24 protein-coding genes and 1 tRNA gene are annotated in these 23,492 nt (G+C 35.8%); 17 read left to right on the forward strand and 8 right to left on the reverse strand.

All coding sequences use genetic code 11. The features are described from left to right. Position 1: 1 nt before the first annotated feature. Positions 2-415 (forward strand): Fur family transcriptional regulator, encoded by a 414-nt coding sequence (locus ACQKNI_RS19740; protein ID WP_088231085.1) that lies wholly within the window; start codon positions 2-4, stop codon positions 413-415. Positions 416-494: 79 nt separating this feature from the next. Here ACQKNI_RS19740 and ispG read toward each other — a convergent pair whose 3' ends face one another. From ispG to yqgB, 3 genes are all read right to left on the reverse strand, one after another. Continuing rightward, positions 495-1,598, reverse strand: coding sequence for a flavodoxin-dependent (E)-4-hydroxy-3-methylbut-2-enyl-diphosphate synthase (ispG, locus tag ACQKNI_RS19745; RefSeq protein WP_170933766.1), 1,104 nt, complete (start codon positions 1,596-1,598; stop codon positions 495-497). Positions 1,599-1,762: 164 nt separating this feature from the next. Then, positions 1,763-2,128 (reverse strand): hypothetical protein, encoded by a 366-nt coding sequence (locus tag ACQKNI_RS19750; RefSeq protein WP_088230902.1) that lies wholly within the window; start codon positions 2,126-2,128, stop codon positions 1,763-1,765. A gap of 73 nt (positions 2,129-2,201) precedes the next feature. Beyond that, on the reverse strand, positions 2,202-2,960 hold the full coding sequence (yqgB, locus tag ACQKNI_RS19755) for a protein YqgB (protein ID WP_098252981.1): 759 nt from the start codon (positions 2,958-2,960) through the stop codon (positions 2,202-2,204). Positions 2,961-3,197: 237 nt separating this feature from the next. On the opposite strand from yqgB, the gene ACQKNI_RS19760 reads away from it, so the two are divergent. The 14 genes from ACQKNI_RS19760 to glcK all read left to right on the forward strand — a co-directional run bounded on the left by ACQKNI_RS19760 (position 3,198) and on the right by glcK (position 17,418). Further along, positions 3,198-3,271 (forward strand) — tRNA-Ile (locus ACQKNI_RS19760). 224 nt (positions 3,272-3,495) lie between these two features. Continuing rightward, positions 3,496-4,107: a superoxide dismutase [Mn] gene (gene sodA, locus ACQKNI_RS19765; RefSeq protein WP_071712990.1), complete on the forward strand. Its 612-nt coding sequence runs from the start codon at positions 3,496-3,498 to the stop codon at positions 4,105-4,107. A gap of 118 nt (positions 4,108-4,225) precedes the next feature. Continuing rightward, positions 4,226-5,503 carry an MFS transporter gene (locus ACQKNI_RS19770; protein ID WP_088230904.1) on the forward strand — a complete coding sequence of 426 codons (1,278 nt, stop codon included), beginning with the start codon at positions 4,226-4,228 and terminating at the stop codon, positions 5,501-5,503. Between the two features lie 109 nt (positions 5,504-5,612). Continuing rightward, entirely contained in the window at positions 5,613-7,736 is a 2,124-nt protein-coding gene (locus tag ACQKNI_RS19775) for a peptidoglycan D,D-transpeptidase FtsI family protein (protein ID WP_427282662.1), read from the forward strand. A gap of 336 nt (positions 7,737-8,072) precedes the next feature. Beyond that, a complete protein-coding gene (locus tag ACQKNI_RS19780) occupies positions 8,073-8,990 on the forward strand; it encodes a PstS family phosphate ABC transporter substrate-binding protein (protein ID WP_088230906.1) in 918 nt (305 codons plus the stop codon). Positions 8,991-9,017: 27 nt separating this feature from the next. Continuing rightward, entirely contained in the window at positions 9,018-9,968 is a 951-nt protein-coding gene (pstC, locus tag ACQKNI_RS19785; protein ID WP_088230907.1) for a phosphate ABC transporter permease subunit PstC, read from the forward strand. Between the two features lies 1 nt (position 9,969). After that, entirely contained in the window at positions 9,970-10,836 is an 867-nt protein-coding gene (pstA, locus tag ACQKNI_RS19790; RefSeq protein ID WP_088230908.1) for a phosphate ABC transporter permease PstA, read from the forward strand. Positions 10,837-10,864: 28 nt separating this feature from the next. Then, positions 10,865-11,680, forward strand: coding sequence for a phosphate ABC transporter ATP-binding protein (pstB, locus tag ACQKNI_RS19795; protein ID WP_000226681.1), 816 nt, complete (start codon positions 10,865-10,867; stop codon positions 11,678-11,680). Positions 11,681-11,857: 177 nt separating this feature from the next. Beyond that, entirely contained in the window at positions 11,858-12,514 is a 657-nt protein-coding gene (phoU, locus tag ACQKNI_RS19800; RefSeq protein ID WP_088231086.1) for a phosphate signaling complex protein PhoU, read from the forward strand. A gap of 341 nt (positions 12,515-12,855) precedes the next feature. Further along, positions 12,856-15,210, forward strand: a complete 2,355-nt coding sequence (locus tag ACQKNI_RS19805) for a sugar phosphate nucleotidyltransferase (protein WP_098252982.1) — start codon at positions 12,856-12,858, stop codon at positions 15,208-15,210. Positions 15,211-15,279: 69 nt separating this feature from the next. Further along, a complete protein-coding gene (rpmG, locus tag ACQKNI_RS19810) occupies positions 15,280-15,429 on the forward strand; it encodes a 50S ribosomal protein L33 (RefSeq protein ID WP_001265616.1) in 150 nt (49 codons plus the stop codon). 104 nt (positions 15,430-15,533) lie between these two features. Further along, on the forward strand, positions 15,534-16,112 hold the full coding sequence (locus tag ACQKNI_RS19815) for a 5-formyltetrahydrofolate cyclo-ligase (protein ID WP_088230910.1): 579 nt from the start codon (positions 15,534-15,536) through the stop codon (positions 16,110-16,112). A gap of 102 nt (positions 16,113-16,214) precedes the next feature. Next, on the forward strand, positions 16,215-16,415 hold the full coding sequence (locus ACQKNI_RS19820; protein WP_000253699.1) for a YqgQ family protein: 201 nt from the start codon (positions 16,215-16,217) through the stop codon (positions 16,413-16,415). Between the two features lie 19 nt (positions 16,416-16,434). Next, positions 16,435-17,418, forward strand: coding sequence for a glucokinase (gene glcK / locus ACQKNI_RS19825; protein ID WP_088230911.1), 984 nt, complete (start codon positions 16,435-16,437; stop codon positions 17,416-17,418). A gap of 79 nt (positions 17,419-17,497) precedes the next feature. Here glcK and ACQKNI_RS19830 read toward each other — a convergent pair whose 3' ends face one another. Further along, positions 17,498-17,671, reverse strand: coding sequence for a DUF2759 domain-containing protein (locus tag ACQKNI_RS19830; RefSeq protein WP_000524850.1), 174 nt, complete (start codon positions 17,669-17,671; stop codon positions 17,498-17,500). A gap of 170 nt (positions 17,672-17,841) precedes the next feature. Here ACQKNI_RS19830 and ACQKNI_RS19835 point away from each other — a divergent pair, with 170 nt between their 5' ends. Both ACQKNI_RS19835 and ACQKNI_RS19840 read left to right on the forward strand, forming a co-directional pair. Continuing rightward, positions 17,842-18,471, forward strand: coding sequence for an MBL fold metallo-hydrolase (locus ACQKNI_RS19835; protein ID WP_088230912.1), 630 nt, complete (start codon positions 17,842-17,844; stop codon positions 18,469-18,471). 9 nt (positions 18,472-18,480) lie between these two features. Beyond that, positions 18,481-19,593 carry a class I SAM-dependent methyltransferase gene (locus ACQKNI_RS19840; RefSeq protein WP_088230913.1) on the forward strand — a complete coding sequence of 371 codons (1,113 nt, stop codon included), beginning with the start codon at positions 18,481-18,483 and terminating at the stop codon, positions 19,591-19,593. 150 nt (positions 19,594-19,743) lie between these two features. Here the strand turns inward: ACQKNI_RS19840 and ACQKNI_RS19845 are convergent, their stop codons facing one another. The 4 genes from ACQKNI_RS19845 to metI form a co-directional block, all read right to left on the reverse strand. Further along, positions 19,744-20,034: an ArsR/SmtB family transcription factor gene (locus tag ACQKNI_RS19845; RefSeq protein WP_000894377.1), complete on the reverse strand. Its 291-nt coding sequence runs from the start codon at positions 20,032-20,034 to the stop codon at positions 19,744-19,746. 435 nt (positions 20,035-20,469) lie between these two features. Next, positions 20,470-20,982 (reverse strand): cysteine hydrolase family protein, encoded by a 513-nt coding sequence (locus ACQKNI_RS19850; protein WP_098252983.1) that lies wholly within the window; start codon positions 20,980-20,982, stop codon positions 20,470-20,472. A gap of 169 nt (positions 20,983-21,151) precedes the next feature. After that, the gene (gene metC / locus ACQKNI_RS19855) at positions 21,152-22,315 is read right to left on the reverse strand and encodes a cystathionine beta-lyase (protein WP_088230915.1); all 1,164 of its coding nucleotides are present in this window, start codon (positions 22,313-22,315) and stop codon (positions 21,152-21,154) included. After that, positions 22,312-23,424, reverse strand: a complete 1,113-nt coding sequence (metI, locus tag ACQKNI_RS19860; RefSeq protein ID WP_088230916.1) for a cystathionine gamma-synthase/O-acetylhomoserine thiolyase — start codon at positions 23,422-23,424, stop codon at positions 22,312-22,314. The genes metC and metI overlap by 4 nt, the downstream gene beginning before the upstream one ends. Between the last annotated feature and the right edge of the window lie 68 nt (positions 23,425-23,492).

Raw genomic sequence — 23,492 nt, forward strand, 5'->3', positions numbered from 1 at the left:
TATGAATCTAGCAGAAGCTTTACGCCTAATGAAGGAAAAAGGATACAAACATACGGGGAAAAGGGAAGAGATGCTCAGATTATTCGCAGCTCATAATCGTTATTTAACTGCGAAAGATGTTTTAGAACATATGAAAGATGATTACCCAGGACTCAGCTTTGATACGATTTATCGTAACTTAACGGTTTTTGCTGAAATTGGTGTTTTAGAACAAACGGAATTAAATGGTGAAAAACATTTTCGTTTTACATGTTCTATTATGGAACATCATCACCATTTTATTTGCTTGGATTGTGGTGGTACGAAAGAAATTACTTCCTGTCCAATGGATTTTATGAATAAAGATTTTAACGGTTATGAAGTAACCGGTCATAAATTTGAAATATACGGTCGTTGTCCCAAATGTGCAAAATAAAAGCTCGTCGGTTATATAACTGACGAGCTTTTTGCATAGAAAAGAAGGTTGCTCACAAATATTGTGGGCAACCTTCTTTTTATTGTTCTTGTGTTTCTTTTTCTTTTTCTCGTTCAGCAGCCATTTCAGCAGCAATTACATCGATTTCTTTTTTCAGTTCTTCTACCATTGTTTCTTCTGGTACTTTACGAACGACTTTCCCTTTACGGAATAATAATCCTTCTCCACGTGCGCCAGCAATACCGATATCAGCTTCACGAGCTTCACCAGGACCGTTTACAGCGCAACCGAGTACTGCAACTTTAATAGGTACTTGAAGTGTAGAAATATATTCTTCTACTTCATTAGCGATGCTAATTAAATCAATTTCAATACGGCCACAAGTTGGACAAGAGATAAGTGTTGCTGCATTAGATGCAAGACCGAATGACTTTAATAGTTCACGCGCAACTTTTACTTCTTCAACTGGATCAGCACTTAATGAAATACGTAGTGTATTTCCGATACCCTTGCTTAAGATTGCTCCAAGACCAGCGGCACTTTTTACAGTTCCGGCAAATAATGTTCCAGATTCTGTAATACCTAAATGTAATGGGTAATCAAAAGCGCGAGATGCTTTCTCGTATGCTTCGATTGCTAAGTTAACATCAGAGGCTTTCATAGATACGATAATATCGTGGAAATCTAAGTCCTCTAAAATTTTAATATGGTGTAGTGCACTCTCAACCATACCATCAGCAGTTGGATATCCATATTTTTCTAAAATATGGCGTTCTAATGAACCAGCGTTTACACCGATACGAATTGGAATACCGCGCTCTTTTGCCGCATTTACAACGGCTTCTACTTTATGGCGGCGGCCAATGTTACCTGGATTGATACGTACTTTATCAATGCCACCTTCAATTGCTTTTAAAGCAAGACGATAATCAAAATGAATATCAGCAACAAGTGGAATGTTGATTTGTTTTTTAATATCAGCAATAGCATCTGCTGCGCGTTCATCTGGAACGGCAACACGAACAACTTGACAGCCAGCTTCTTCTAAACGTTTAATTTCAGCAACTGTTGCTTCAACATCATGTGTTTTTGTTGTTGTCATACTTTGTATAATTAATTCATTATTACCGCCAATTGTTAAATTACCGACTTTAACTGGACGTGTTTTTGTACGATGAGTCATTTCATTCACGAATAGATCGCTCTCCTTATAAAAGAAGTTTCTTATTTAGTCCCGTATATCAATGATAGTATACGTGATACAGGGCTATAGAAACCGAAGTGCTCGGTTTCACTTTTACTATTGTATCAGCGCCTTTATGTAATTGACAAGGATTAAGTGATCGCTTATTGATATAACGGGAATTTATAAGACTTTCCAATTTGTATTTTTGTAGCAGATGTACTTTTATTTAATTGTTTAAAGTCATCAATTACTTTTTCAATAGAAGGGATTTTTTTCTTATTAATTTGTTCTGTAATCGAGAGGACTGTTTCACCAGTTTTTACTTCGATTGTTTTATAAGTTACATCAGTTTCTTTTTCTGCTTTATTCTCTTTATCCTGTTTTGTATCTGTGTCTTCTTTTTTTATAGTTTGAGCAGAGGTTGTTTTTTTATATGAACTTAACATCGGTAAAGTGCCGATTTTTATGTCGTAATAAAATATATAGCCGAGAACAAGCACGAATAAGAATATACCTAATCTTTTCATATTCTTCACTCCTTTGCTAGGAATATATGCTTGTCCAAAAAAAAAATGCCTATTTAGGCATTTTTTAACGCTTTTATTTTTCTTTCGGTTTTGGAACTTCTTTAATCGTTAAGTATAGAACGATTAAAACAACTGCGATATAAATGAACGTTGCCCCAGGTACGACGATCTTGAATAAATCCATAATCATGAAGAAAATGGTTGGGATTGTGTAGCTGTATGCGGTTAGCGTCCAAACTTGTTTATAGGATAGTTTACGTTGACCGCTCATGGCAGAACCGATGAACGCAAGTAAAGTCACGCCTACAAAAGTGATGAATAATTGGAATAGGTACACTAAGAATCCGATAACAAATAATAAAATTGGGTAAATATTATCGAATAAAGAAATAAATTCTTGTAGATCTTTTTTCTCAAGCGATGCACCTAACAAATCGTTATAAGAATACGTTTGTGTTTGACCATTTCCCATAGAGACTACTTTATCTTTTAAAACAAATAAACCTGTTTTATTTTGGTATTTTTCTAAGTCTGTTGAATTCGGATCAAATACGAAAAGTGCATTTCCCTCTTCTTTTTCAATAGGTTGATCAATATCGGCTTTTAGTTCGCCATTTTCAATTTTAAAATCAGGTAAATCTTTATCGATGACTTGATTTACCATGCTCACACCATCCTGGATAAGACTACCGTATAAGAAAGTTCTTGGAATAGTAGTAATTAAGCAAAGTAGCATAATATACAAAATGGTTTTACCGATTTTTTGAAAACGGAATAGCGCCATATCTTTAGGTGAGTATACACTTTTTGCGAATTGGGTAAATATGGACATAGATTCACTTCCTTTATGTATGTATAAAATCATTGTAACGTACGAATCTAGGGAATCTCAAGTTATATTACATATAGTAGAGAGAACTGAATTTCTCTTTTATTAATTTTCTACTTTTAAAAGAGAAAAATACAATTGACACTTTTCTTTTGCATATGGTAAATTTATCTTACATTTCTTAAAGGATATATCCGATAGGAATTCAGTTATTTTATATATGATTACATACATAATTGTGGACCCTTAGCTCAGCTGGTTAGAGCAGACGGCTCATAACCGTCCGGTCGTAGGTTCGAGTCCTACAGGGTCCATATCCATTTCATAAGTTTATTACGTTAGCAGGAAGCTTCCTTGTAGAAGGGAGCTTTTTTTTACGGAATATATGAGCATTTTAATTGAAAAGAAGTGGGAATTTTGCTACTTTAATGGTAGCAAGACAATGTGATTTATTTGTTTGCACCCTATGGCAATTAGGGTAGAATGAAGTTGTATGTCGCATATTAGTGGCAATACATAAACTGGGAGGAATATAACAATGGCAAAACACGAATTACCAAATTTACCTTATGCGTATGATGCATTAGAACCTCACTTTGACAAAGAAACAATGAACATCCATCATACAAAACATCACAACACGTATATTACAAACTTAAACGCTGCTTTAGAAGGTCATGCAGAATTAGCTGACAAAAGCGTTGAAGAATTAGTTGCAAACTTAAATGAAGTGCCAGAAGCAATCCGTACAGCAGTACGTAACAATGGTGGCGGACATGCGAACCATACATTCTTCTGGACAATCCTATCTCCAAACGGTGGTGGACAACCAGTAGGCGAACTTGCAACTGCAATTGAAGCGAAATTTGGTAGCTTCGATGCATTCAAAGAAGAATTCGCAAAAGCTGGCGCAACTCGCTTCGGTTCTGGTTGGGCTTGGTTAGTAGTAAATAACGGTGAGATCGAAGTAACAAGCACTCCAAACCAAGATTCTCCTCTAACTGAAGGTAAGACTCCAGTTATCGGTTTAGATGTTTGGGAGCATGCTTACTACTTACATTACCAAAACCGTCGTCCAGACTACATCGGTGCATTCTGGAACGTTGTAGATTGGAACGCTGCTGAAAAACGTTACCAAGAAGCAAAATAATTGTAACAATTATAGAAAAAAGCTAGGAGAATGCTCCTAGCTTTTTTTCTATGCTTTCCTTTTACATAATTGGGCTTGTCTTTGGAAGACTAGAACATGAAGTAAAGGAGAGTTGTGTATGAAGTGGAAACATATAATTGGTGACGTTGAAGTGAATCGGGATTTAGTGTTATTGCTCCTTATTGGAGGCTTATACACGCTCGCAATTTCTTTATCGAATACATTTGTGAACATTTATTTATGGAAACAAACACAAAATTATGTGAATCTTGGCTTGTATAATTTGGCCAGCGTTGTATTACAGCCTCTCACATTTCTTGTAGGTGGGAAATTTGCGAAACGTATTGATCGCTCGATCTTGTTAAGAATAGGTGTGGGAACGTTAGCTGTGTTTTTTATCGTTGTTTTAGTAGCGGGAAAAAGCGCTTCTCACTATATTTTATTAATGGGAGCCCTCTTAGGAATCGGATATGGTTTTTACTGGTTAGCGTTTAACTTATTGACATTTGAAATTACAGAACCAGAAACAAGAGATTTCTTTAACGGTTTTCTCGGGCTCCTTACATCCTTCTCTGGAATGATTGGACCAATAGCAGCAGGATATACAATTTCACGTATGGAAAAATGGAGTGGTTATACTGTCATATTCTTTCTTTCATTAGTGCTATTTGCTATTGCGGTCGTTTTAAGCTTTTTTTTATCTAAGAGAGAATGTGAAGGACGTTATGAAGTGATGCAAGTATTGAAAGAGCGACGGATTGATAAAAATTGGGGGAGAATTACACGGGCTCATTTTTTTCAGGGGTTGAGAGAAGGGACATTTATTTTTGTCATTTCCGTATATGTTTATTTAGCAACTGATAGTGAGCTCGCGCTAGGGAAATATAGCTTAGTAAATTCTACTGTATCATTTATATGTTACTACTTAGTCGCTCGTATGTTAAAGAAAGAGTGGAGAAAAAAAGCAATTTTACTTGGAGGCATTATTTTATATGCGGTCGTATTTTTAGTTATATTCAATGTTACATATACAAAGTTACTTATTTATGCGGCATGTATCGCGATTGCATACCCTATTTTACTCGTTCCGTACGGATCAATGACATATGACGTAATTGGTAGAGCGAAAAATGCGAGAGAGTGGCGTGTAGAGTATGTAGTTGTCCGAGAATTATGGTTAAATGCCGGTAGAATTTGTTCCATTTTAAGCTTTTTGTGTGCGGTTCTATTTTTTCCACCTGAAAAAAGCTTACCTTTCTTATTATGCATTTTAGGTGCTGGACATTTTCTTATATATTTTGCAGTTAAAAATGTCAAATATGAAGAGGGAAATGCGGGGAAAACAAGTGTGGTAGCGCAAGGAAACACGCAAAATCAAACAGAACCAGAAGGTTAACTTCTCGTTTATTTTATGCTAGAATAGAAAAAGATGTAAGACAGCAGTGAGGACACCTGTATAAAGGTGTCCCTTTCACATTACATAGCTGTTGGTAGAGGGGGTTTGTATGAGTAAGAAGCAGAAGCAACAAAAGAAAAAGACCCACGTTCCATTTCGGTTAAACGTGCTGTTTTTTTGCGTGTTTTTAATGTTTTCCGCGGTTATTGTAAGGCTCGGATATGTACAAATTGTTCGCGGTGAGGAATATAAGAATGAAGTGGAGAAGAAAGAGAACTCCACGATAAGTAATCCAGTCCCGCGTGGGAAAATATTTGACCGTTATGGGCGACCTGTAGTAGATAATACAGCTGTTCGTACAATTACATTTACAAAAATGAAAGGATCAACTGCGGAAGATCGCCAAAAAACAGCGGAAAAATTAGCTGGTTTGATTGAGGTACCGATAGATAAATTAACAGATCGTGATAAAAAAGACTATTGGCTTGCTCTGCATAAAGAGGAAGCGAAAGAAAAGATTACGAATAAAGATCGTCAAGAATTGAAAAATAACAAAATTGACGAAAAAGAATTAGACGAACGTCAACGAAGTCGTGTGACGGAAGAAGAGATTAATCAATTATCCGCAAAAGATTTAGAAATACTAGCGATTAGAAGTAAGATGGACGGCGGATATGCAATGACACCTCAAGTTATTAAAAAAGATGCTACACCAGAAGAATATGCGATTATTAGTGAAAATCTAGCAACATTACCAGGTATAGATACGAATGTTGATTGGGAACGAAAATATACGTATGATGATTTATTCCGAAGTGTTCTTGGCGGCGTGTCGACATCTGATGAAGGTTTACCGAGAGAAAAACTAGATTACTATCTTGTTCGTGATTATAATCGAAATGACCGAGTAGGAAAAAGTTATCTTGAACAGCAATATGAAGATAGCTTGCACGGTACGAAATCAGAAGTGAAAAATATTACAGATAAAAATGGTAATATTTTAGAAACGATTAATGTATCACAAGGACAACGAGGCAATGACCTGAATTTAACAATCGACATGGAATTACAAAAGCGTGTGGAAGAAATTATCACTAAAAATTTATTGAAATATAAAGGGGGACAACCTCTTTTAGATCGTGCATTCGTTGTAATGATGAATCCGAAAAATGGTGAAGTTTTATCTATGGCTGGGAAACAATTAGTGGAAGAAAATGGAGAAACGAAAGTACAAGATTTCGCGTTAGGAACGATGACGAGTTCTTATCCGATGGGATCGACTGTAAAAGGTGCGACAGTGCTTACAGGGTATCAAACAGGTGCGATTCAACCGGGTTCAGTTCAACTTGATGAACCGATTGTATTAAAAGGAACGCCAAAAAAATCTTCTTGGAAGACGATGGGATATATTAATGATCTGACAGCATTAAAAATGTCTTCTAACGTATATATGTTTAAAACAGCGATGAATATCGCAGGTGTTCCATATGTGAGAGGTGGTACGTTAGATATACCACAAAAAGCATATGATACGATGCGTTATTATTTTGGACAGTTTGGACTTGGCGTGAAAACAGGTATTGATTTACCGAATGAATCTGCTGGACAAAAAGGTAAAACAGATAATATTCCAGGTTTCTTATTAGATTTATCAATTGGACAGTATGATACGTATACACCGCTTCAATTAGCACAGTACGTGTCAACAATTGCAAATGGTGGTTACCGTATGCAGCCGCAAGTTGTGAAAGAAATTCGTGAACCGGAAGCAAAACCAGACGAAGTTGGAAAAGTTGTTCATTCTATGGAACCGAAAGTGCTAAATCGTATTGATATGCCTGAATCACAAATTAAACGTGTTCAAGAAGGATTTAGACAAGTATTTAATGATGCCGGTGGTACAGCTACGAAATACTTTACAGGTGCACCATATAAAGCTGCTGGTAAAACAGGTACAGCTGAAACCGTGTATGGCGGTGATAAAGAGAATGGTAGAAATGCAAAAGGTGAGCGCAAAGAGACATATAACTTAACAATGGTAGGTTATGCGCCACTTGAAGACCCTGAAGTAGCCTTTTCTGTTGTTGTACCTTGGGTTGATGATAAATCAGGTATTAACGGTTATATTAGTCGTGACATTATGGACGCTTACTTTGATTTGAAAAAGCAAGAAAATGGTGAAGCTCCAAAAGATGCAAAAGATAATAAAAATAAAAATCAAGATGATGAATAAAAAAGTCGTAAAAAAAGCACACTATCTGAAAAGATAGTGTGCTTTTTTTTATAGTTTATGCATATCGTGTAATAAATGTGGACAAGTATAAACGATTGAAAAAAGTACGCAACCCCACAAATGATACTTGTATATTGTGTGCTGGGAGGATAACGATTTTATGGATTAATAACCAGTGTGGATGAACAGCCCGCTATTGATTAAAATTTCACCTTATGTGGATTCTTGTGGAACTTTACAAAACTTTTACAAACAATTAAAACCGAATTAATAGTTTAGCAGTATTCTTATATCTGTAATCCTGTTATTTCCGGTTACTTCTAGGAGGAAGAACACGTGAAATGGATGAGTACGTCGATTAAAGTTTTCATATTATCGCTATGTTTCCTTTGTTTTGGCATGACTACTGCATTTGCTGTGAGTGATATGGGAGAAGTGAGAGTTGATGGATCCTCAACAGTTTTTCCTATTATAGAAGCAGTAGCGGAGGAATACACAAAGGCGCATCCAAACGTGAAAATTTCGATCAGTGTATCTGGAACAGGAGGAGGGTTTAATCGTTTCAGTAAAGGAGAAGTAGATATAAATAATGCTTCAAGAGTAATGAAACAAGTGGAAGAAAATGAAATGAAGAAAAACTCCATTCAGTTTACACCGTTTGAAGTCGCTTACGATGGTCTTACGATCGTTGTAAATCGTCAAAATCATTGGGTAGACGATATGTCAATAGACGAGTTACGTCTATTGTGGAGTGAAGATGGAAGAGAGAAGCGATGGTCACAAATTCATTCATCATGGCCACGTGAACAGGTGAAATTTTATGCGCCAGGTGTAGATTCTGGTACGTATGATTATTTTCAAAATGTCATCTTACAAAAAAGTCGCATTGTAAAAAAAGTCTCTTTGTCTGAAGATGATCAAGTTATTATGCAAGGAGTAATGAATGATAAAAATGCCATTGCTTTTGTAGGATATGCTTATTATATGGCCAATCGAGATAAGGTGAAAGCGATAAAAGTAAATGGTGTATTTCCGACGAAAGAGACCATTCAATCAGGTAAGTATAAGCCTTTATCTAGACCGCTATTTACTTATGTGAATAATGCATCGATCCGAAATAAAATGAATGTAGCAAATTATGTGGAGTTTATGATTCGGCATGTTGGTAACCTTGCTGAAGAAGTAGGGTATGTAAAATTACCAAAAGAAAAATATAATGAACAGCTGCGAATGTTAACAGAAATAAAAAGGTAATGTCAGGGTGGAAAGGGGTTTTCATCTTTGGCTCATAATGACAAAAGTCAAATTACATTTTCTGTACAACATTTGATTGAAAGAAATATAAAACAAAGAAAAAAAACGCAGCGAATCAATCGAATGGTTCCGTTATTACTAAAAATAATTGCTAGCGTGTCGATTGTGACGACACTTGGAATTGTTTTTACGTTAGCAAATGAAACAATGATGTTTTTTCAAAACATACCATTACACTTCTTTTTGACGGAGAAAGAATGGTTACCTTTTTTTGAAGATCCTAAATTCGGTATATTACCACTTATATGTGGAACAGTCCTTGTAACGGCGATTGCTATGTGCGTAGCAATTCCTATCGGTTTAGCTTGTGCCGTATTTTTAAGCGAATATGCTTCAAATGGTGCACGGAAAATATTAAAGCCGATGTTAGAACTATTAGCAGGCATTCCGACAATTGTATATGGCTTTTTTGCACTAACAATTGTCACACCGCTTTTACAACGGGTTATACCAGATTTACAATTTTTTAATGCGATAAGTCCAGGGATTGTTATTGGATTTATGCTGATACCTACAATTGCATCTCTGTCTGAAGACGCGATGAGAGCTGTAGCGAAAGGAACGAAAGAAGCTTCGTTAGCACTCGGAGCAACTCGCCTTGAGATGGTAAAACAAGTAGTGTTTCCTTCGGCTTTTACAGGGATTATAGCGGCGATTATATTAGCAGCTTCCAGAGCGATTGGTGAAACGATGATCGTTGTAATTGCAGCGGGATCCACACCGAATGTATCACTCAATCCGACACACTCGATTCAAACGTTAACAGCTTATATTGTGCAAGTGAGTTTAGGTGATGCTCCGCATGGAACGATTACTTATTACAGCATGTATGCTGTGGGTGCAACATTATTCTTGTTTACATTTATAATGAACATCATTTCGCAGTCTATTATGCGCCGTTTTGGGAGGGTGACATAATATGCGAATGTTGAATCAAAAAAAAATACAAGAAAATATGGCATCTCGTTTTTTAAAAGACCGAATTTACAAATTGTCATTTTATATTGCAATTTTGTTTTCGATAGTAATACTGTTTATTTTGCTTTTTCAAATCTTTGAAAAAGGTATAAGTTATCTTTCCATAGATTTTTTTACAAACTTCGCTTCGCGTAATCCGAGAGAAGCTGGTATTGCTGCAGCTTTGTCAGGAACAATATTATTTATGAGCATTGTTATACCCGTCTCGTTTCTATTGGGAGTCGGAACTGCCCTTTATTTAGAGCGATATGCGAAGGAATCCATATTTAAAAAGATAATAGAAATTAATAATCAAACGTTAGCAGGAGTACCTTCCGTTGTATATGGATTACTCGGCTTAACCATTTTTGTATATGCTCTTCATTTAGGAGAGAGTATCGTCGCAGCGGCACTGACGATGAGCTTGCTCGTGTTACCAACAGTTGTTGTGGCTAGTCAAGAAGCAATTAGGTCTGTACCAAGTTCATTATTAGAGGCTTCTTATGGATTAGGTGCTACGAAGTGGCAAACGATGTATCAAGTTGTATTGCCGTATGCTTTTCCAGGCATTATAACAGGGTGTACGTTAGCCCTATCAAGAGCAATTGGAGAAGCGGCACCGCTGTTAGTTATCGGAGCGCTTGCATTTGCAAACTATGTTCCATTTAGTATGTTTGATCGGTTTACAGTTTTACCAATTCAAATTTTTAATTGGATGAGTAGACCACAAGAAGAATTTCAGTACGTAGCAGCAGCTGGGATGATTGTTTTGTTAGGTTTGTTGCTCTTTATCAATATATTTGTCTTATGGTTACGAAATCGAAAATAAGTTGGAAGTGGATGAAAGGGGAATTCAAATGGTAGCAACGGTAGTAAATGTACAGGTGAAAAACGAAGAGAAAATCGAGACTGCACCAAAGAAAGTAGTATTTGATACGAAAAACTTAAATTTATGGTACGGAGAAGACCATGCTTTAAAGGATATTAACTTAAGTATTCATGAGAATGAAGTTACAGCAATTATCGGCCCAAGTGGTTGTGGTAAATCAACGTACTTAAAAACATTAAATCGTATGGTAGAGTTAGTACCTATCGTTCGAACTACAGGTGTAATTGAATATAGAGAACGCAACATATTTGATAAATCATATCCAGTTGAAGAATTACGAACGCATGTAGGAATGGTATTCCAAAAGCCAAATCCATTTCCAAAATCTATTTATGAAAATGTAGCATACGGCCCGAAAATTCATGGTATTCGTGACAAAAAAACATTGGATGAAATTGTTGAAAAAAGTTTACGTGGAGCAGCGATTTGGGATGAGTTGAAAGATCGCTTGCACGATAATGCATATGGTTTATCTGGTGGACAGCAACAACGTTTATGTATTGCACGTTGTTTAGCGATTGAGCCGGACGTTATTTTAATGGATGAGCCAACGTCGGCGTTAGATCCAATCTCAACATTAAAAGTAGAAGAACTTATTCAAGAGTTAAAGAAAGACTTTAGCATCGTTATTGTGACGCATAACATGCAACAAGCAGCACGTATTTCAGACAAAACTGCTTTCTTCTTAAGTGGAGAAGTTGTGGAATATACAGATACAAACAAATTATTTACGACACCTTCAGATAAACGAACAGAAGATTATATTACAGGCCGATTTGGTTGATTGCGCTAGCAAGGATAAGAGTAAATACCCTCTTAACAGAGGGTATTTCTTATTTTTACCTCATTTTAATAGAGAATGAATACTTCTCCTATCTTAAAGCTTATTACAGGTGTAAGTAAGGGCTACGTAGGGGATTTATATATAATGGCACATAATAATATTGAGGGGGAAGAAACAATGGTAAGAGAACAGTTTCAATGGGATTTAAAAACGTTACAGCAAAAGGTAATTGAGCTAGGTGAACTAGCGAGAGAAGCTTTATTACTTGCGATGGAAGGTTTGCATACAAGAGATGTAGAGAAAGCGTTAGAGGTTATAGATGGTGATTATCGTATGGATAATTTAGAAGAGGAAATAAATGATCTTGCACTTATGCTTATTACGAAGCAGCAGCCTGTAGCAAGTGATTTACGAAGAATTTTTATTTCAATTAAAACAGCAACAGATTTAGAGCGTATTGCAGATCATGCTGTAAATATTGCGAAATCTACAATTCGTCTTGGAGAAAAAGAAGTGACAGTTAGTTTGCAAAATCTTGACGAAATGTTTGAAATTGCTCATAAGATGTTAACTTTAGCATTGGAAGCATATGAGCAAGAAAATTTAACTATTGCAAAACAAATTGCTGAAATGGATGATTCCGTTGATGAAATATATGGAAAGGCAATTCGTGAATTTATCTCTTCCATTCCGGAACAACCAGAAACAATTACGCAAATTACACAATTGTCCTTTGTGGCGAGATATATTGAGCGTGTAGCAGATCATATTACAAATATTGCCGAAAATGTATTTTATTTAGTGAAAGGAAAGCATTATTTATTAAATGAATAAATAAAAAGCAGGTGAACATCACCTGCTTTTTTTAGTCAAAACACGACAAAAAAAGCTCATTGTTTCCTTTAGTTTATGATGATAAGATGTATCATAATGTAATCGAAAAATTAGTACGTATATGTTGGTTACATAGTAAACATTATTTTACTAAGTTAATAGTAAGCGCTTTCTTTTTTGGTGAAGTGCGAAAGATATATTTATATAAGAAATTTTAATCAGCGTGTTCCCTCAGTGATGATTCATTGAAACAATCAAACTTAAGCTAGTTAATGCGGGGTAGAAAATATACATAACGTATATGGAGTTACTGAACATTATATAAGTGGAGGCTGAAGTATATGAAGGGGGTTATTTTAGCTGGAGGAAAAGGAAGACGCCTTAGACCATTAACATGTAATACTCCAAAACCGATGTTACCATTATTAGAAAAGCCAGTATTGGAATACAATATTGAATTATTACGTCAGCATGGTATTCGTGAAATCGCAATTACAGTGCAATATATGAGTACAGCCATTAAGCAATATTTTGGTGATGGTAGTAAATGGGGAGTAAACTTGTACTATTTTGAAGACTCTCCTCCGCTTGGAACTGCAGGAAGTATCAAACAGGCGGAAAAATTTTTAGATGAAACATTTGTTGTGATAAGCGGGGATGCATTAACTGATTTTCAATTATCAGAAGGAATTGCATTTCATGAACAAAAGAAAAGAATGGTAACCATGTTTGTGAAGGAAGTAGAAAACCCACTCTCCTTCGGTTTGGTTGTAATGAACAAAGAACAAGAGGTGACACGATATATAGAAAAACCGAGCTGGAATGAGGTAGTCTCTAATATTGTGAATACAGGGATTTATATTATGGAGCCAGATATCTTCTCTTACATACCGCAGAGGCAATTTTTTGATTTCAGTCAAGATGTGTTTCCGCTATTGGCAAATAAGAACGCGTTATTTGCATATTTATCAGAAGGTTATTGGTTAGATATCGGTACATTTGATCAATATCGACAAGCACAATTTGACTTGTTAACGAAAAAATTGCAAGTACCTATTCCGTATACGGAAGTATTACCGATGGTATGGATGGGAGAAGGTGTGACGATTGGGAAGGGAACGAAAATTCATGGACCTTCTTTTATTGGAGAAGGAGCAACGATTGGCGCAGGAGCTGTAATTGAGCCATACTCTATTATTGGGAAAAATAGTGTCATTTCAAGTTATTCTCATCTTCAAAAAAGCATTGTTTTTGCAAATACGCACATTGGAAAGTATTGTGAACTTTTAGAAACGACAATAGGAGAGCACACAATGGTTGAAGATGATGTCACACTGTTTCAAAGAAGCATTGTGGCGGATCGTTGTCATATAGGGAAAAGTGCGGTAATTAAGCAAAAAGGAAAACTATGGCCCTATAAGGCGATTGATAGTCATTCGATCGTAGCATCGGCTGGTGTGCAAGAAAGTGAAAAAGGTGCAGGGTGGTTACAAAAAAGTCGCGTTGTAGGAAGAGGTAATGTTGAGATTACTCCTCAATTCATTGTGAAAGTTGCGATGGCGTATGGATCTCTTTTTGCAAAAGGGGAAAGCATATTAATTGGAAGTCAAGAAAATATAGAGACAACTTCTTATAAAAATTTATTCCTTCATGCTATTCATGGTATCGGGATTCATACGATGGAATGCAAAGAAATGAACGAGTCACTTTTTCAATATAGTATTCAGAATTTGCAATGCGCAGGTGGGGTTTTCGTTCAAGTGGAAAATGAAAAAGAGGTTGTTATAAAGTTGTATGGTAAGGATGGGGCGCTATTAACGTATAAGCAGCAAAAAGCGATAGAACAAGTATATATGTCTGAGTCGTTTTATTACGTATGTGAGAAAGAAATGGGACGAAATAATTTGGTCCACGTTTCGTTACAGGAGTATATAGAAGCAGTATTAGAGCACATTGATATTGAGAAAATACAAACACAAAAGTTTCATCTTTTAATTAATAAGAGAAATGATATGTTACAACAGTTACTTATGCTTTTTCTGCAAAGGCTTGGATGCACAGTTACATGGATTTATGCGGGGGAACAAAAAGATCATGTGAAAGCTTTGATGAAATCAAGTAAAGCAAATATGGCACTTATGTTTTCAGAGCAAGGGAATTATTTTGAGTTATATGATCATCATAGTAACATTTACCAAGGGACAGATTTTGAAGAAGTAGATATTCCAGATTTATTACTTGAATCAGCTGGAAACATTTACCCTATGTCTTTGAAATTAGGAGAGTGTTACCTACTATTTTATACGCATGATGAAAAAAAATCTTTTCAGGTAAGATGGAAGCGAGATATTTTATATCGAATTGGAAAATTATTCGAGTTAATAGCACTGCAGGGAAAAACGTTTCGCAGCATAGTAGAGCAATCCCCTCCGCTCTATTTACTTTATGATGAAGTTGTATGTTCATGGAGTGAGAAAGGGAAAGTGATGAGGAAATTATTGGCTGATATGGAAAGAAAGGAAGAGGGGATATTTGAAGGAGTACAATTTAAATATGCAGAAAAAGAGTGGTCGTATATCGTTTCTGACATAAAACAGCCAAAATTTTTAGTGTATTCACATGCTAAAAACCCAGTGATAGCAAGGGAAAATATGAAAAATCTTATAGAAAAAATTAGACAATATCAAAAGGTGTAGAATTTTTATTTTAAAAGTGGTATTATGGTATAGTCTGATTTAAGTTATTAGTACTGGAGGGAAATAAGAATGCGTGTGAATATTACTCTAGCATGTACAGAATGCGGAGATCGTAACTATATCTCAAAGAAAAATAAACGTAACAACGCTGAGCGTATCGAGCTTAAAAAGTATTGCAAGCGTGACAAGAAGTCTACGTTACACCGTGAAACAAAGTAAGCAGTAGGAATATTTTCCTACTGTTTCTTTTTTTATTCGATTCCTCTGTTAAAAGTGATACACTATCATCGTAGAGAAAAGTATCACTGTAAGGGGGAAAATGTGTGAAAGAAGAGAAAGTACGTTTACGTAAACAAATAATAAAGCACATGAATTCTTTATCAGAAGAACAGTATGCAACTTTATCAGAGCGAATTGCAGTTTCGTTGTATGCGCAAAAAGAGTGGGTTGAAGCTAAAACAATTGGCATCACGCTCTCAATGGAAAATGAAGTGAATACATATCCTATTATCGAAAAAGCTTGGGAAGAAGGGAAGAAAGTTGTCGTTCCGAAGTGTAATAGAGGGACAAGGACAATGACTTTCCGTCAAATTCATAATTTTGATCAATTAGAAACCGTGTATATGAATTTACGTGAACCGATTCCGGTACTTACGGAAGAAGTGGATGCGGATGAAATCGACCTTCAAATCGTGCCAGGCGTAGCTTATACAGAGCGTGGAGAACGGATTGGATATGGCGGTGGCTATTATGATCGTTATCTCTTGCATTATAAAGGGAAAACGTTATCATTAGCCTATAATTTTCAAATGGTACAACACATTCCAGTAGAGCCATTTGATAAGAATGTAGAAAAAATTATTACAGAAAAAGGAACAATGGTTATAAATGGGCTTGTATAGACAAATAAAAATTGACGAGACTTTTTCTTCTTGATTATAATAAAATATGTGAACGTTTTCTTATTATAATTTTTATAGTAAGTGAGCATAGAGGGTGATGAAATGGTATCTATTTATGATATTCAGCAATTGCTAAAGAAATTTGGTACGATTATTTATACAGGTGATCGAATTGCAGATTTACAATTAATGCAAGATGAATTGCGTGAGCTAAATCAATCACAGCTAATCGACCCACAAGACTATCAAACAGCTTTATTTTTATTGAAGCAAGAAATTCAAAAAGAGCTAAATAAGAATTAGATAAAGGTAGGTAAGCAACATGGAAGAGAAATGGTTAGTTGGTGTTGACCTTGGTGGTACAACGATTAAATTAGCATTTATTAATGTGTACGGCGAAATTTTACATAAGTGGGAAATCCCTACGAATACAAATGAGCAAGGAAAACATATTACGCTTGATGTAGCAAAAGCAATTGATAAAAAGTTAGAAGAGTTAGGTGAATTAAAAAGTAAGTTAATTGGTATTGGTATGGGAGCTCCTGGCCCTGTACATGTGGCATCTGGAATGATTTATGAAGCGGTTAATTTAGGATGGAAAAACTATCCGTTAAAAGATTTGTTAGAAGTCGAGACAGGATTACCTGTTGTGATTGATAATGATGCAAACTTAGCAGCGCTTGGTGAAATGTGGAAAGGTGCTGGTGAAGGAGCAAAAGATTTAATTTGTATGACACTTGGCACAGGTGTTGGTGGCGGTGTAATCACTAATGGTGAGATTGTACACGGCATAAGTGGTGCTGCTGGTGAGATTGGACATATTACAGTCGTTACAGAGAATGCTTTCCCATGTAATTGCGGAAAGTCTGGTTGCTTAGAAACAGTAACATCTGCAACGGGTATTGTACGTGTTGCTATGCAAAAAATACAAGAGACTGATAAAGAGAGCATGTTACGTTCTATGTTAGCAGAAGAAGGGCGTATTACCTCAAAAGATGTGTTTGAAGCGCATGGCCAAGGTGATGAACTAGCAGGCGAAGTAGTAGAGAAAGTAGCTTCTTATTTAGGATTAGCTGTAGCGAACCTTTCTAGTACGTTGAACCCAGAGAAAATTGTTATTGGTGGAGGCGTATCTAAAGCTGGAGATGCACTATTAGAGCCAATTCAACGTTATTTCGAGCAATATGCTTTCTCACGCGCTGTAAAGAGCACGAAGTTAGCCATTGCGACACTTGGTAATGATGCAGGTGTTATCGGAGGAGCTTGGCTTGTAAAAAAGCACAAATACGAAGCGAAGATGGTATAAGCTTTGAAATATGAAAAAAGGAAGGGGAAGCCCTTCCTTTTTTGTGCAAAATCTTGATGAAGAATAACATGTAAATGAATTAAGCTGCTGGAGGGTACCCGTTATATAGAACGGTCATAATCGTAAACCATCCGAAAACGAGTACAGTTGCAATTGCAAAGCCGCCCGCGAAGAAGTTCTTCTCGCGAAGTGTTCTAAGCGTAGCAAATACAGCTAACAGAGTGACAAGCGTAAAAATAATAACAAGGCCCATACAATATCCTCCTCTGTCTACTCATTCCTTAATATGAGTTTTTAGAATATTTACTCTTTTATATTGTACATGTTTTAAAAATGATTGTCGAGATAACATCCTTTCTTTTCCTCAGAGAAAGAAATGTTGTATCATTAAAAGTAAGTTTAATAACTGGAGGAGATTTTCATATGAAATGGATACAAATGCCGTTAGGCCCATTACAAACAAATGCTTATATTTTAACGAACGATCAAAATGAGTGCATTATCTTTGACCCTGGTCACGAAGGAGAAAAGCTCGTGACATATTTGCAAGAAGAACAAATAAAACCTCTTGCGGTTTTATTAACACATGCTCACTTTGATCATATTGGTGCTGTCGATGCGGTAAGAGACGCTTTCCATATTCCTGTATACGTACATAAAGAAGAAGCAGATTGGCTAGGAGATGCAACTGTAAATGGCTCTCAAATTTTTATGATGAACCGCAGTATTACAGCAAAACCAGCCGATCATATTATTGATGCAGAAGGTGCGTTAACAATTGGTTCATTTAGCTTTGAAATTTTTGAGACGCCAGGACATTCTCCAGGAAGTATTTCTTATTATTGTAAAGAGGCGAATGCGGTGTTCTCTGGAGATGTATTATTCCAAATGAGTATTGGAAGAACAGATTTACCTGGTGGAAGTTTTGCTGAATTGATTGGAAGTATTGAAGAGAAATTATTTGTATTACCAGATGAAACAGCGGTGCTATGTGGACACGGTCCTGAGACAAGTATCGGTTTTGAAAAAGAAAATAATCCATTTTTACAATAAGGAGTCATGATGGGGATGGAGCTCATTTTAAGAGAATGGATGGGGAAAGAGAAAGATTATTCCATTTCATATAGTACGTATATGAACCTTGTATTATATACAGAAGGACATGGCTATTATATGAAAGAACGTGAAAAGATTGGAAGACAAGGGGATTTTTTTACAAGTAGCAACGTATCAGCTGTTTTTGCGAAAACCTTTGCTAAGTTTTTTATTCGTCTTGTGGAAAACGGTGAAGTTGCTCCAAATATTTGTGAGATTGGTGGGGGAACAGGGAAGTTTGCCTATGATGTTTTACAAGAATGGAAGCAACTATCTCCAGAAACCTTTATGGATGTAAGCTATTCAATAATCGAAGTGAGCCCTTTTCATAGAAAATTACAGCAGGAGAATCTTCTCTCATTTGATAATGTGTCGTATTATACCTCCTATAATGAAATGGGAGAATCATTTGAAGGGATCCTTTTTTCTAATGAGTTATTTGATGCATTTCCTGTGGAAGTAATTGAGAAGAGAAATGGAATGTTGTATGAAGTACGTATTACATACAATGAAGAAGGGAATCTTGCGGAAGTATGTAGACCTTTAGAGAAAAGAATCGGCCGATATTTACTGAAATATAACATTCATATTGCTGAAGGGCAGCGTTTTGAAGTGCCGATCGCGATGGAAGGGTATATAAAAGAAATTGCGAAATGGTTTCGAAAGGGAATATGTATTACAGTTGATTATGGCTACACAAAAGAAGAATGGATGCACCCTGCACATCGCGAAGGAAGTTTACGAGGGTATTACGAGCATAAGCTAATACGTAATCCTTTAGCATACCCAGGTGAAATGGATCTGACTACTCATATTCATTGGGATGAGCTGAAGGAGATTTTTAGCCTGCAAGGAATGAATGTGGTATGGCATAAGAAGCAATCTGAATTTTTGCTAGCGGCAGGAATATTAGAACAGCTTACGAGTCATCAAGATCGGGATCCTTTTTCAGAAGCTCAAAAACAAAATCGAGCAGTTCGTTCTATGATTTTGAACGGAGGATTAGGGAGTGCCTTTGATGTTGTGATACATACGAAAGATATGCAACATTTACAGTTAAATCGATATGTGACCATATAAAAAAACAAGACACAGTATATAGTTCTGTGTCTTGTTTTTTTATACGACTATTAATTATGTAGCATCATATATTTTCTCTCATGATATATATATATTAAAGATATGAGATAAAAAATATAGAATACGTCCTTTTTCTCTGTTTATTAGTCCCTAACCTAATAATACGCGAACGAGTTGAATAATTGTTTCGTTTTCTACTTTGTAGTAAATTTCTAATCCTTTTCTTTCGCTAGAAACGATTTTAGCGCTTTTTAACTTTGCTAAATGCTGTGAAATTGTAGATTGTGGCATGTTTAAGCCAGTGTACATTGTAGAAACGTTGCTTGGACCACGCTCGATTAATCCTTTTACGATACATAAACGAACAGGATGAGCAAGTACTTTCAATAATTCTGCATTGCTTTCATATAGTTCTAATTCTTTTTGAAAGGTTTCTAACATGTTCTTTTCCACCTCCGTGTGAGCTGTTATACCATACTATACATACCAAAAAATTAACGAAAAGAAAACAGTTGTTGCAGAAAAAAAGTCCTAAAGTAAAGAAATTGTAAGAAAAGAGACCCGGATGTAAATAAAGTAGATAAAATTGCATGGTTTTGTAAAATGACATTTTTGGGTGAAAATTTCGATGCGTTTTAAAAATTGAAAGATATAGATATATTTGTAACACAATCTTATCATGATTTTCTTATTCTTTCAAATGAATATACTAAATTTTAAAAATAATATGACAAAGGAATTATAATGATATATATAGAATATAAAACAGGTTAAAAGCAAAGAAGCTGAATGTAGTTAGCTTCTTCATAGTGATAATGAAATGTTTGAATGTAGCTGATAAATCTTAAACGTATTAAGACATTGGGATTATGTATTTTAGTGTTCATCTTTCATTAATTTTAGAAATCTGTGATTCCATATATTCTCATAAAATTCAATTGTTTCTTTTGCGGACATGAATGGGTTATTTAACGTTGAGGTTGTTTTCTGTACCATGAAGTTTTCATATCCCAGTCCGTGAGCAAATTTAATTGTAGCATCCATACAGTATTCTGTTTGGGCACCACAAAACTCAATACGATGTACAGATAATTGATCTAAAATCTCTTTTAAGTTTGTTTTATAAAATGAATTTGCATGTGTTTTTCTTACAAAAAAATCTTGTTCTTGAACATCTAGATCGGCATGTATAGCCCAAATCTCTTTTTCAGGTACTAAATCATCATCACAATGTTGAACGAAAAGAATTGGTTTATTTGAGTTTCTGTATGAAGAAATTCTGTTACTTACTTTTGTAAGTAAGTTTTGTAAGTCAAATAAATGCTCTTCGTTATAACATACCCCATTTTGTAAATCGATAACGATTAAAATATCTGCACAAGAATTCATTATTTTTACTCCTTTTTTAATTCTTAATATATCAATTAATACATTACTTGGAAATAGATAATGAACTTTTATTTTTTATGAACTATACAGACAGAACAGCATTAAAATGAATATGGTAGACAGCATAAATAGAAGATATGAAAACTTAATTTCATATCTTCTATTCGTCCTATGCATTTACAGGTTCTTCTACATAAGAAAGGGCATTTTCAAAATCGGATATTAAATCGTCAACATTTTCAAGACCGACGGATAACCGAAGTAATGAATTCGAAATACCTCTTTCATCACGAGCTTCTTGCGACAGTGCCGCATGTGACATTTTAGCTGGGTAGGAAAGAATCGATTCGACAGCTCCTAAACTAACTGCAAAGACAGGTAATTTTACTTTTGATAAAAATTGGCGGAGTGCATCTTCTGATTGTAAAGTGAAAGATAGGACAGCTCCGGCTGATGTAGCTTGAGATTGTTGAATATCAAATCCAGGATGTGATTGTAATCCAGGATAATAGACATTTTGCACTTTAGCGTGCTTTTGTAAATAGTGTGCAATTTTATTGGCGTTTGCAGCTGAATACTCAAGACGTACATGCAATGTTTTTAGACCGCGAAGCACGAGAGAGCAATCTTGTGGTCCTAAAATAGCACCAAAAGCATTTTGTAAAAATCCAAGTTTTTGAGCGAGTTCGGCATCTTTTACGACCGCTAATCCGGCAGTAACATCACTATGACCGGCAATGAATTTTGTGGCGCTATGCAGAACGATATCGGCGCCAAGGTCAAGTGGCTTCTGGAATAGTGGTGTCAAAAATGTATTATCAACAAAAGTAAGAGCACCAATAGATTTCGCGACTTTAGAAACCTCACGAATATTTGTCACTTTTAGAAGTGGATTAGAGGGTGTTTCTACATAAAAGAGTTTTGTATTGGATTTAATATTTTTCTTTATTTCCTCTACATTGGTCATATCAACAAATGTATGTGAAACACCGTAACGAGAGAGCACTTCAGTTATAATTCGGTAAGTGCCTCCATACACGTCTTCTGAAATGAGTACGTGATCGCCTTGCGAAAGAAGGAGAAATGCAGTAGAAATTGCTGCAATGCCGGATGCAAAAGCGAATCCCTTTGTTCCCCCCTCTAATAAAGCAATAATATCTTCAAGGGCTTCACGAGTTGGATTTCCAGACCGGCTATAGTCATATTTGCCGAATGTATCTACATCAAATTGGTGAAAAGTTGATGTATTATAGATGGGAACGTTAACAGCTCCTGTTTGCGAGTCATGTTTATATTGGTTGTGCAGTAAGAGTGTATCTATGGAATAACTCATATTCTTACACCTTCTTTTACAAGTTTAATGGCTTGCTGTAAGTCTTGAATTAAATCGTTACTATTTTCAATGCCAACGGAAAATCGCAGAAGACGATTACATACACCGTTTGCTGTTCTGATTTCTTCAGGAATATCAGCGTGTGTTTGTGTTGCTGGATACGTCATTAAACTTTCAACACCACCAAGACTTTCAGCAAACGTAATTAAGGATAAAGATTGTAAGAAGGGATTAATCCATGTTTCATCTTTAAGACGAAATGAGATCATGCCGCCTCTTCCAGGATAAAATACATCTGTCACCCCGTCTTCATCATTTAAATAAGCGACAACTGCTTTTGCATTTTCTTCATGTTGTCTCATGCGAAGCGCTAACGTTTTCATACCACGAATTAATAACCATGAGTCAAATGGGCTTAAGACCGCACCTGATGCATTGTGATAATGAGCGAGTTCCTCACAAAGTTTCTTTCCTTTTGCAACGACAAGGCCACTTAGTACATCGTTATGCCCACCTAAATATTTCGTTGCACTATGAAGTACGATGTCAGCGCCTTCTGTTAATGGTTGTTGTATATAAGGAGTATAGAATGTGTTGTCTACAATAAGAAGTAGACCGTGTCTTTTCGCTACAGTTGCGACAGCAGCGATATCGGTAACTTGCATTAATGGATTAGTCGGAGTTTCTATGAAAATAGCCTTCGTTTTAGGTGTGAGTGCTTGCTCGATTTGTTTAATAGATTGTGTATTTACGTATCTACATCGAACATTCCATTTTTTTTCATGTTCAGAAAATAATCGATATGTTCCACCGTATAAATCTTCAGAGACAATAAGTTCGTCTCCAGAGCGGAATAAAGAAAGAACGAGGAGAACAGCGGCCATCCCTGAACTACAGGCATAACCTTGTTCGCCATATTCTAAGTCTGCGATTGCCTGTTCTAAAAGACCACGAGTTGGGTTACCAGTTCGTGAATAGTCAAAACCAGTAGATTTACCAATCCCTTCGTGACGGTAAGCAGTTGAGAAATAAACGGGTGGATTAACAGTTCCTGTTGTAGTTTCGCTACGATTTCCGATTTGTGCTAGTTTTGTTTCAATAGTTGACATGTGAAAATTCCTCCTTTTTAAATTAACAATTAAGTGAATATAAATAAAAAAAGCCTTCTAAGAAGAAG

It is taken from the genome of Bacillus sp. NPDC094064 (assembly GCF_050279585.1).
Classification (GTDB): Bacteria; Bacillota; Bacilli; order Bacillales; family Bacillaceae_G; genus Bacillus_A.

Excerpts from the sequence above, each read along its gene's own strand:
- ACQKNI_RS19740 (WP_088231085.1), top strand. The coding sequence starts at position 2 with ATGAATCTAGCAGAAGCTTTACGCCTAATGAAGGAAAAAGGATACAAA.
- ispG (WP_170933766.1), bottom strand. The coding sequence starts at position 1,598 with ATGACTCATCGTACAAAAACACGTCCAGTTAAAGTCGGTAATTTAACA.
- ACQKNI_RS19750 (WP_088230902.1), bottom strand. The coding sequence starts at position 2,128 with ATGAAAAGATTAGGTATATTCTTATTCGTGCTTGTTCTCGGCTATATA.
- yqgB (WP_098252981.1), bottom strand. The coding sequence starts at position 2,960 with ATGTCCATATTTACCCAATTCGCAAAAAGTGTATACTCACCTAAAGAT.
- sodA (WP_071712990.1), top strand. The coding sequence starts at position 3,496 with ATGGCAAAACACGAATTACCAAATTTACCTTATGCGTATGATGCATTA.
- ACQKNI_RS19770 (WP_088230904.1), top strand. The coding sequence starts at position 4,226 with ATGAAGTGGAAACATATAATTGGTGACGTTGAAGTGAATCGGGATTTA.
- ACQKNI_RS19775 (WP_427282662.1), top strand. The coding sequence starts at position 5,613 with ATGAGTAAGAAGCAGAAGCAACAAAAGAAAAAGACCCACGTTCCATTT.
- pstA (WP_088230908.1), top strand. The coding sequence starts at position 9,970 with ATGCGAATGTTGAATCAAAAAAAAATACAAGAAAATATGGCATCTCGT.
- pstB (WP_000226681.1), top strand. The coding sequence starts at position 10,865 with ATGGTAGCAACGGTAGTAAATGTACAGGTGAAAAACGAAGAGAAAATC.
- phoU (WP_088231086.1), top strand. The coding sequence starts at position 11,858 with ATGGTAAGAGAACAGTTTCAATGGGATTTAAAAACGTTACAGCAAAAG.
- ACQKNI_RS19805 (WP_098252982.1), top strand. The coding sequence starts at position 12,856 with ATGAAGGGGGTTATTTTAGCTGGAGGAAAAGGAAGACGCCTTAGACCA.
- rpmG (WP_001265616.1), top strand. The coding sequence starts at position 15,280 with ATGCGTGTGAATATTACTCTAGCATGTACAGAATGCGGAGATCGTAAC.
- ACQKNI_RS19820 (WP_000253699.1), top strand. The coding sequence starts at position 16,215 with ATGGTATCTATTTATGATATTCAGCAATTGCTAAAGAAATTTGGTACG.
- glcK (WP_088230911.1), top strand. The coding sequence starts at position 16,435 with ATGGAAGAGAAATGGTTAGTTGGTGTTGACCTTGGTGGTACAACGATT.
- ACQKNI_RS19830 (WP_000524850.1), bottom strand. The coding sequence starts at position 17,671 with ATGGGCCTTGTTATTATTTTTACGCTTGTCACTCTGTTAGCTGTATTT.
- ACQKNI_RS19835 (WP_088230912.1), top strand. The coding sequence starts at position 17,842 with ATGAAATGGATACAAATGCCGTTAGGCCCATTACAAACAAATGCTTAT.
- ACQKNI_RS19840 (WP_088230913.1), top strand. The coding sequence starts at position 18,481 with ATGGGGATGGAGCTCATTTTAAGAGAATGGATGGGGAAAGAGAAAGAT.
- ACQKNI_RS19845 (WP_000894377.1), bottom strand. The coding sequence starts at position 20,034 with ATGTTAGAAACCTTTCAAAAAGAATTAGAACTATATGAAAGCAATGCA.
- ACQKNI_RS19850 (WP_098252983.1), bottom strand. The coding sequence starts at position 20,982 with ATGAATTCTTGTGCAGATATTTTAATCGTTATCGATTTACAAAATGGG.
- metC (WP_088230915.1), bottom strand. The coding sequence starts at position 22,315 with ATGAGTTATTCCATAGATACACTCTTACTGCACAACCAATATAAACAT.
- metI (WP_088230916.1), bottom strand. The coding sequence starts at position 23,424 with ATGTCAACTATTGAAACAAAACTAGCACAAATCGGAAATCGTAGCGAA.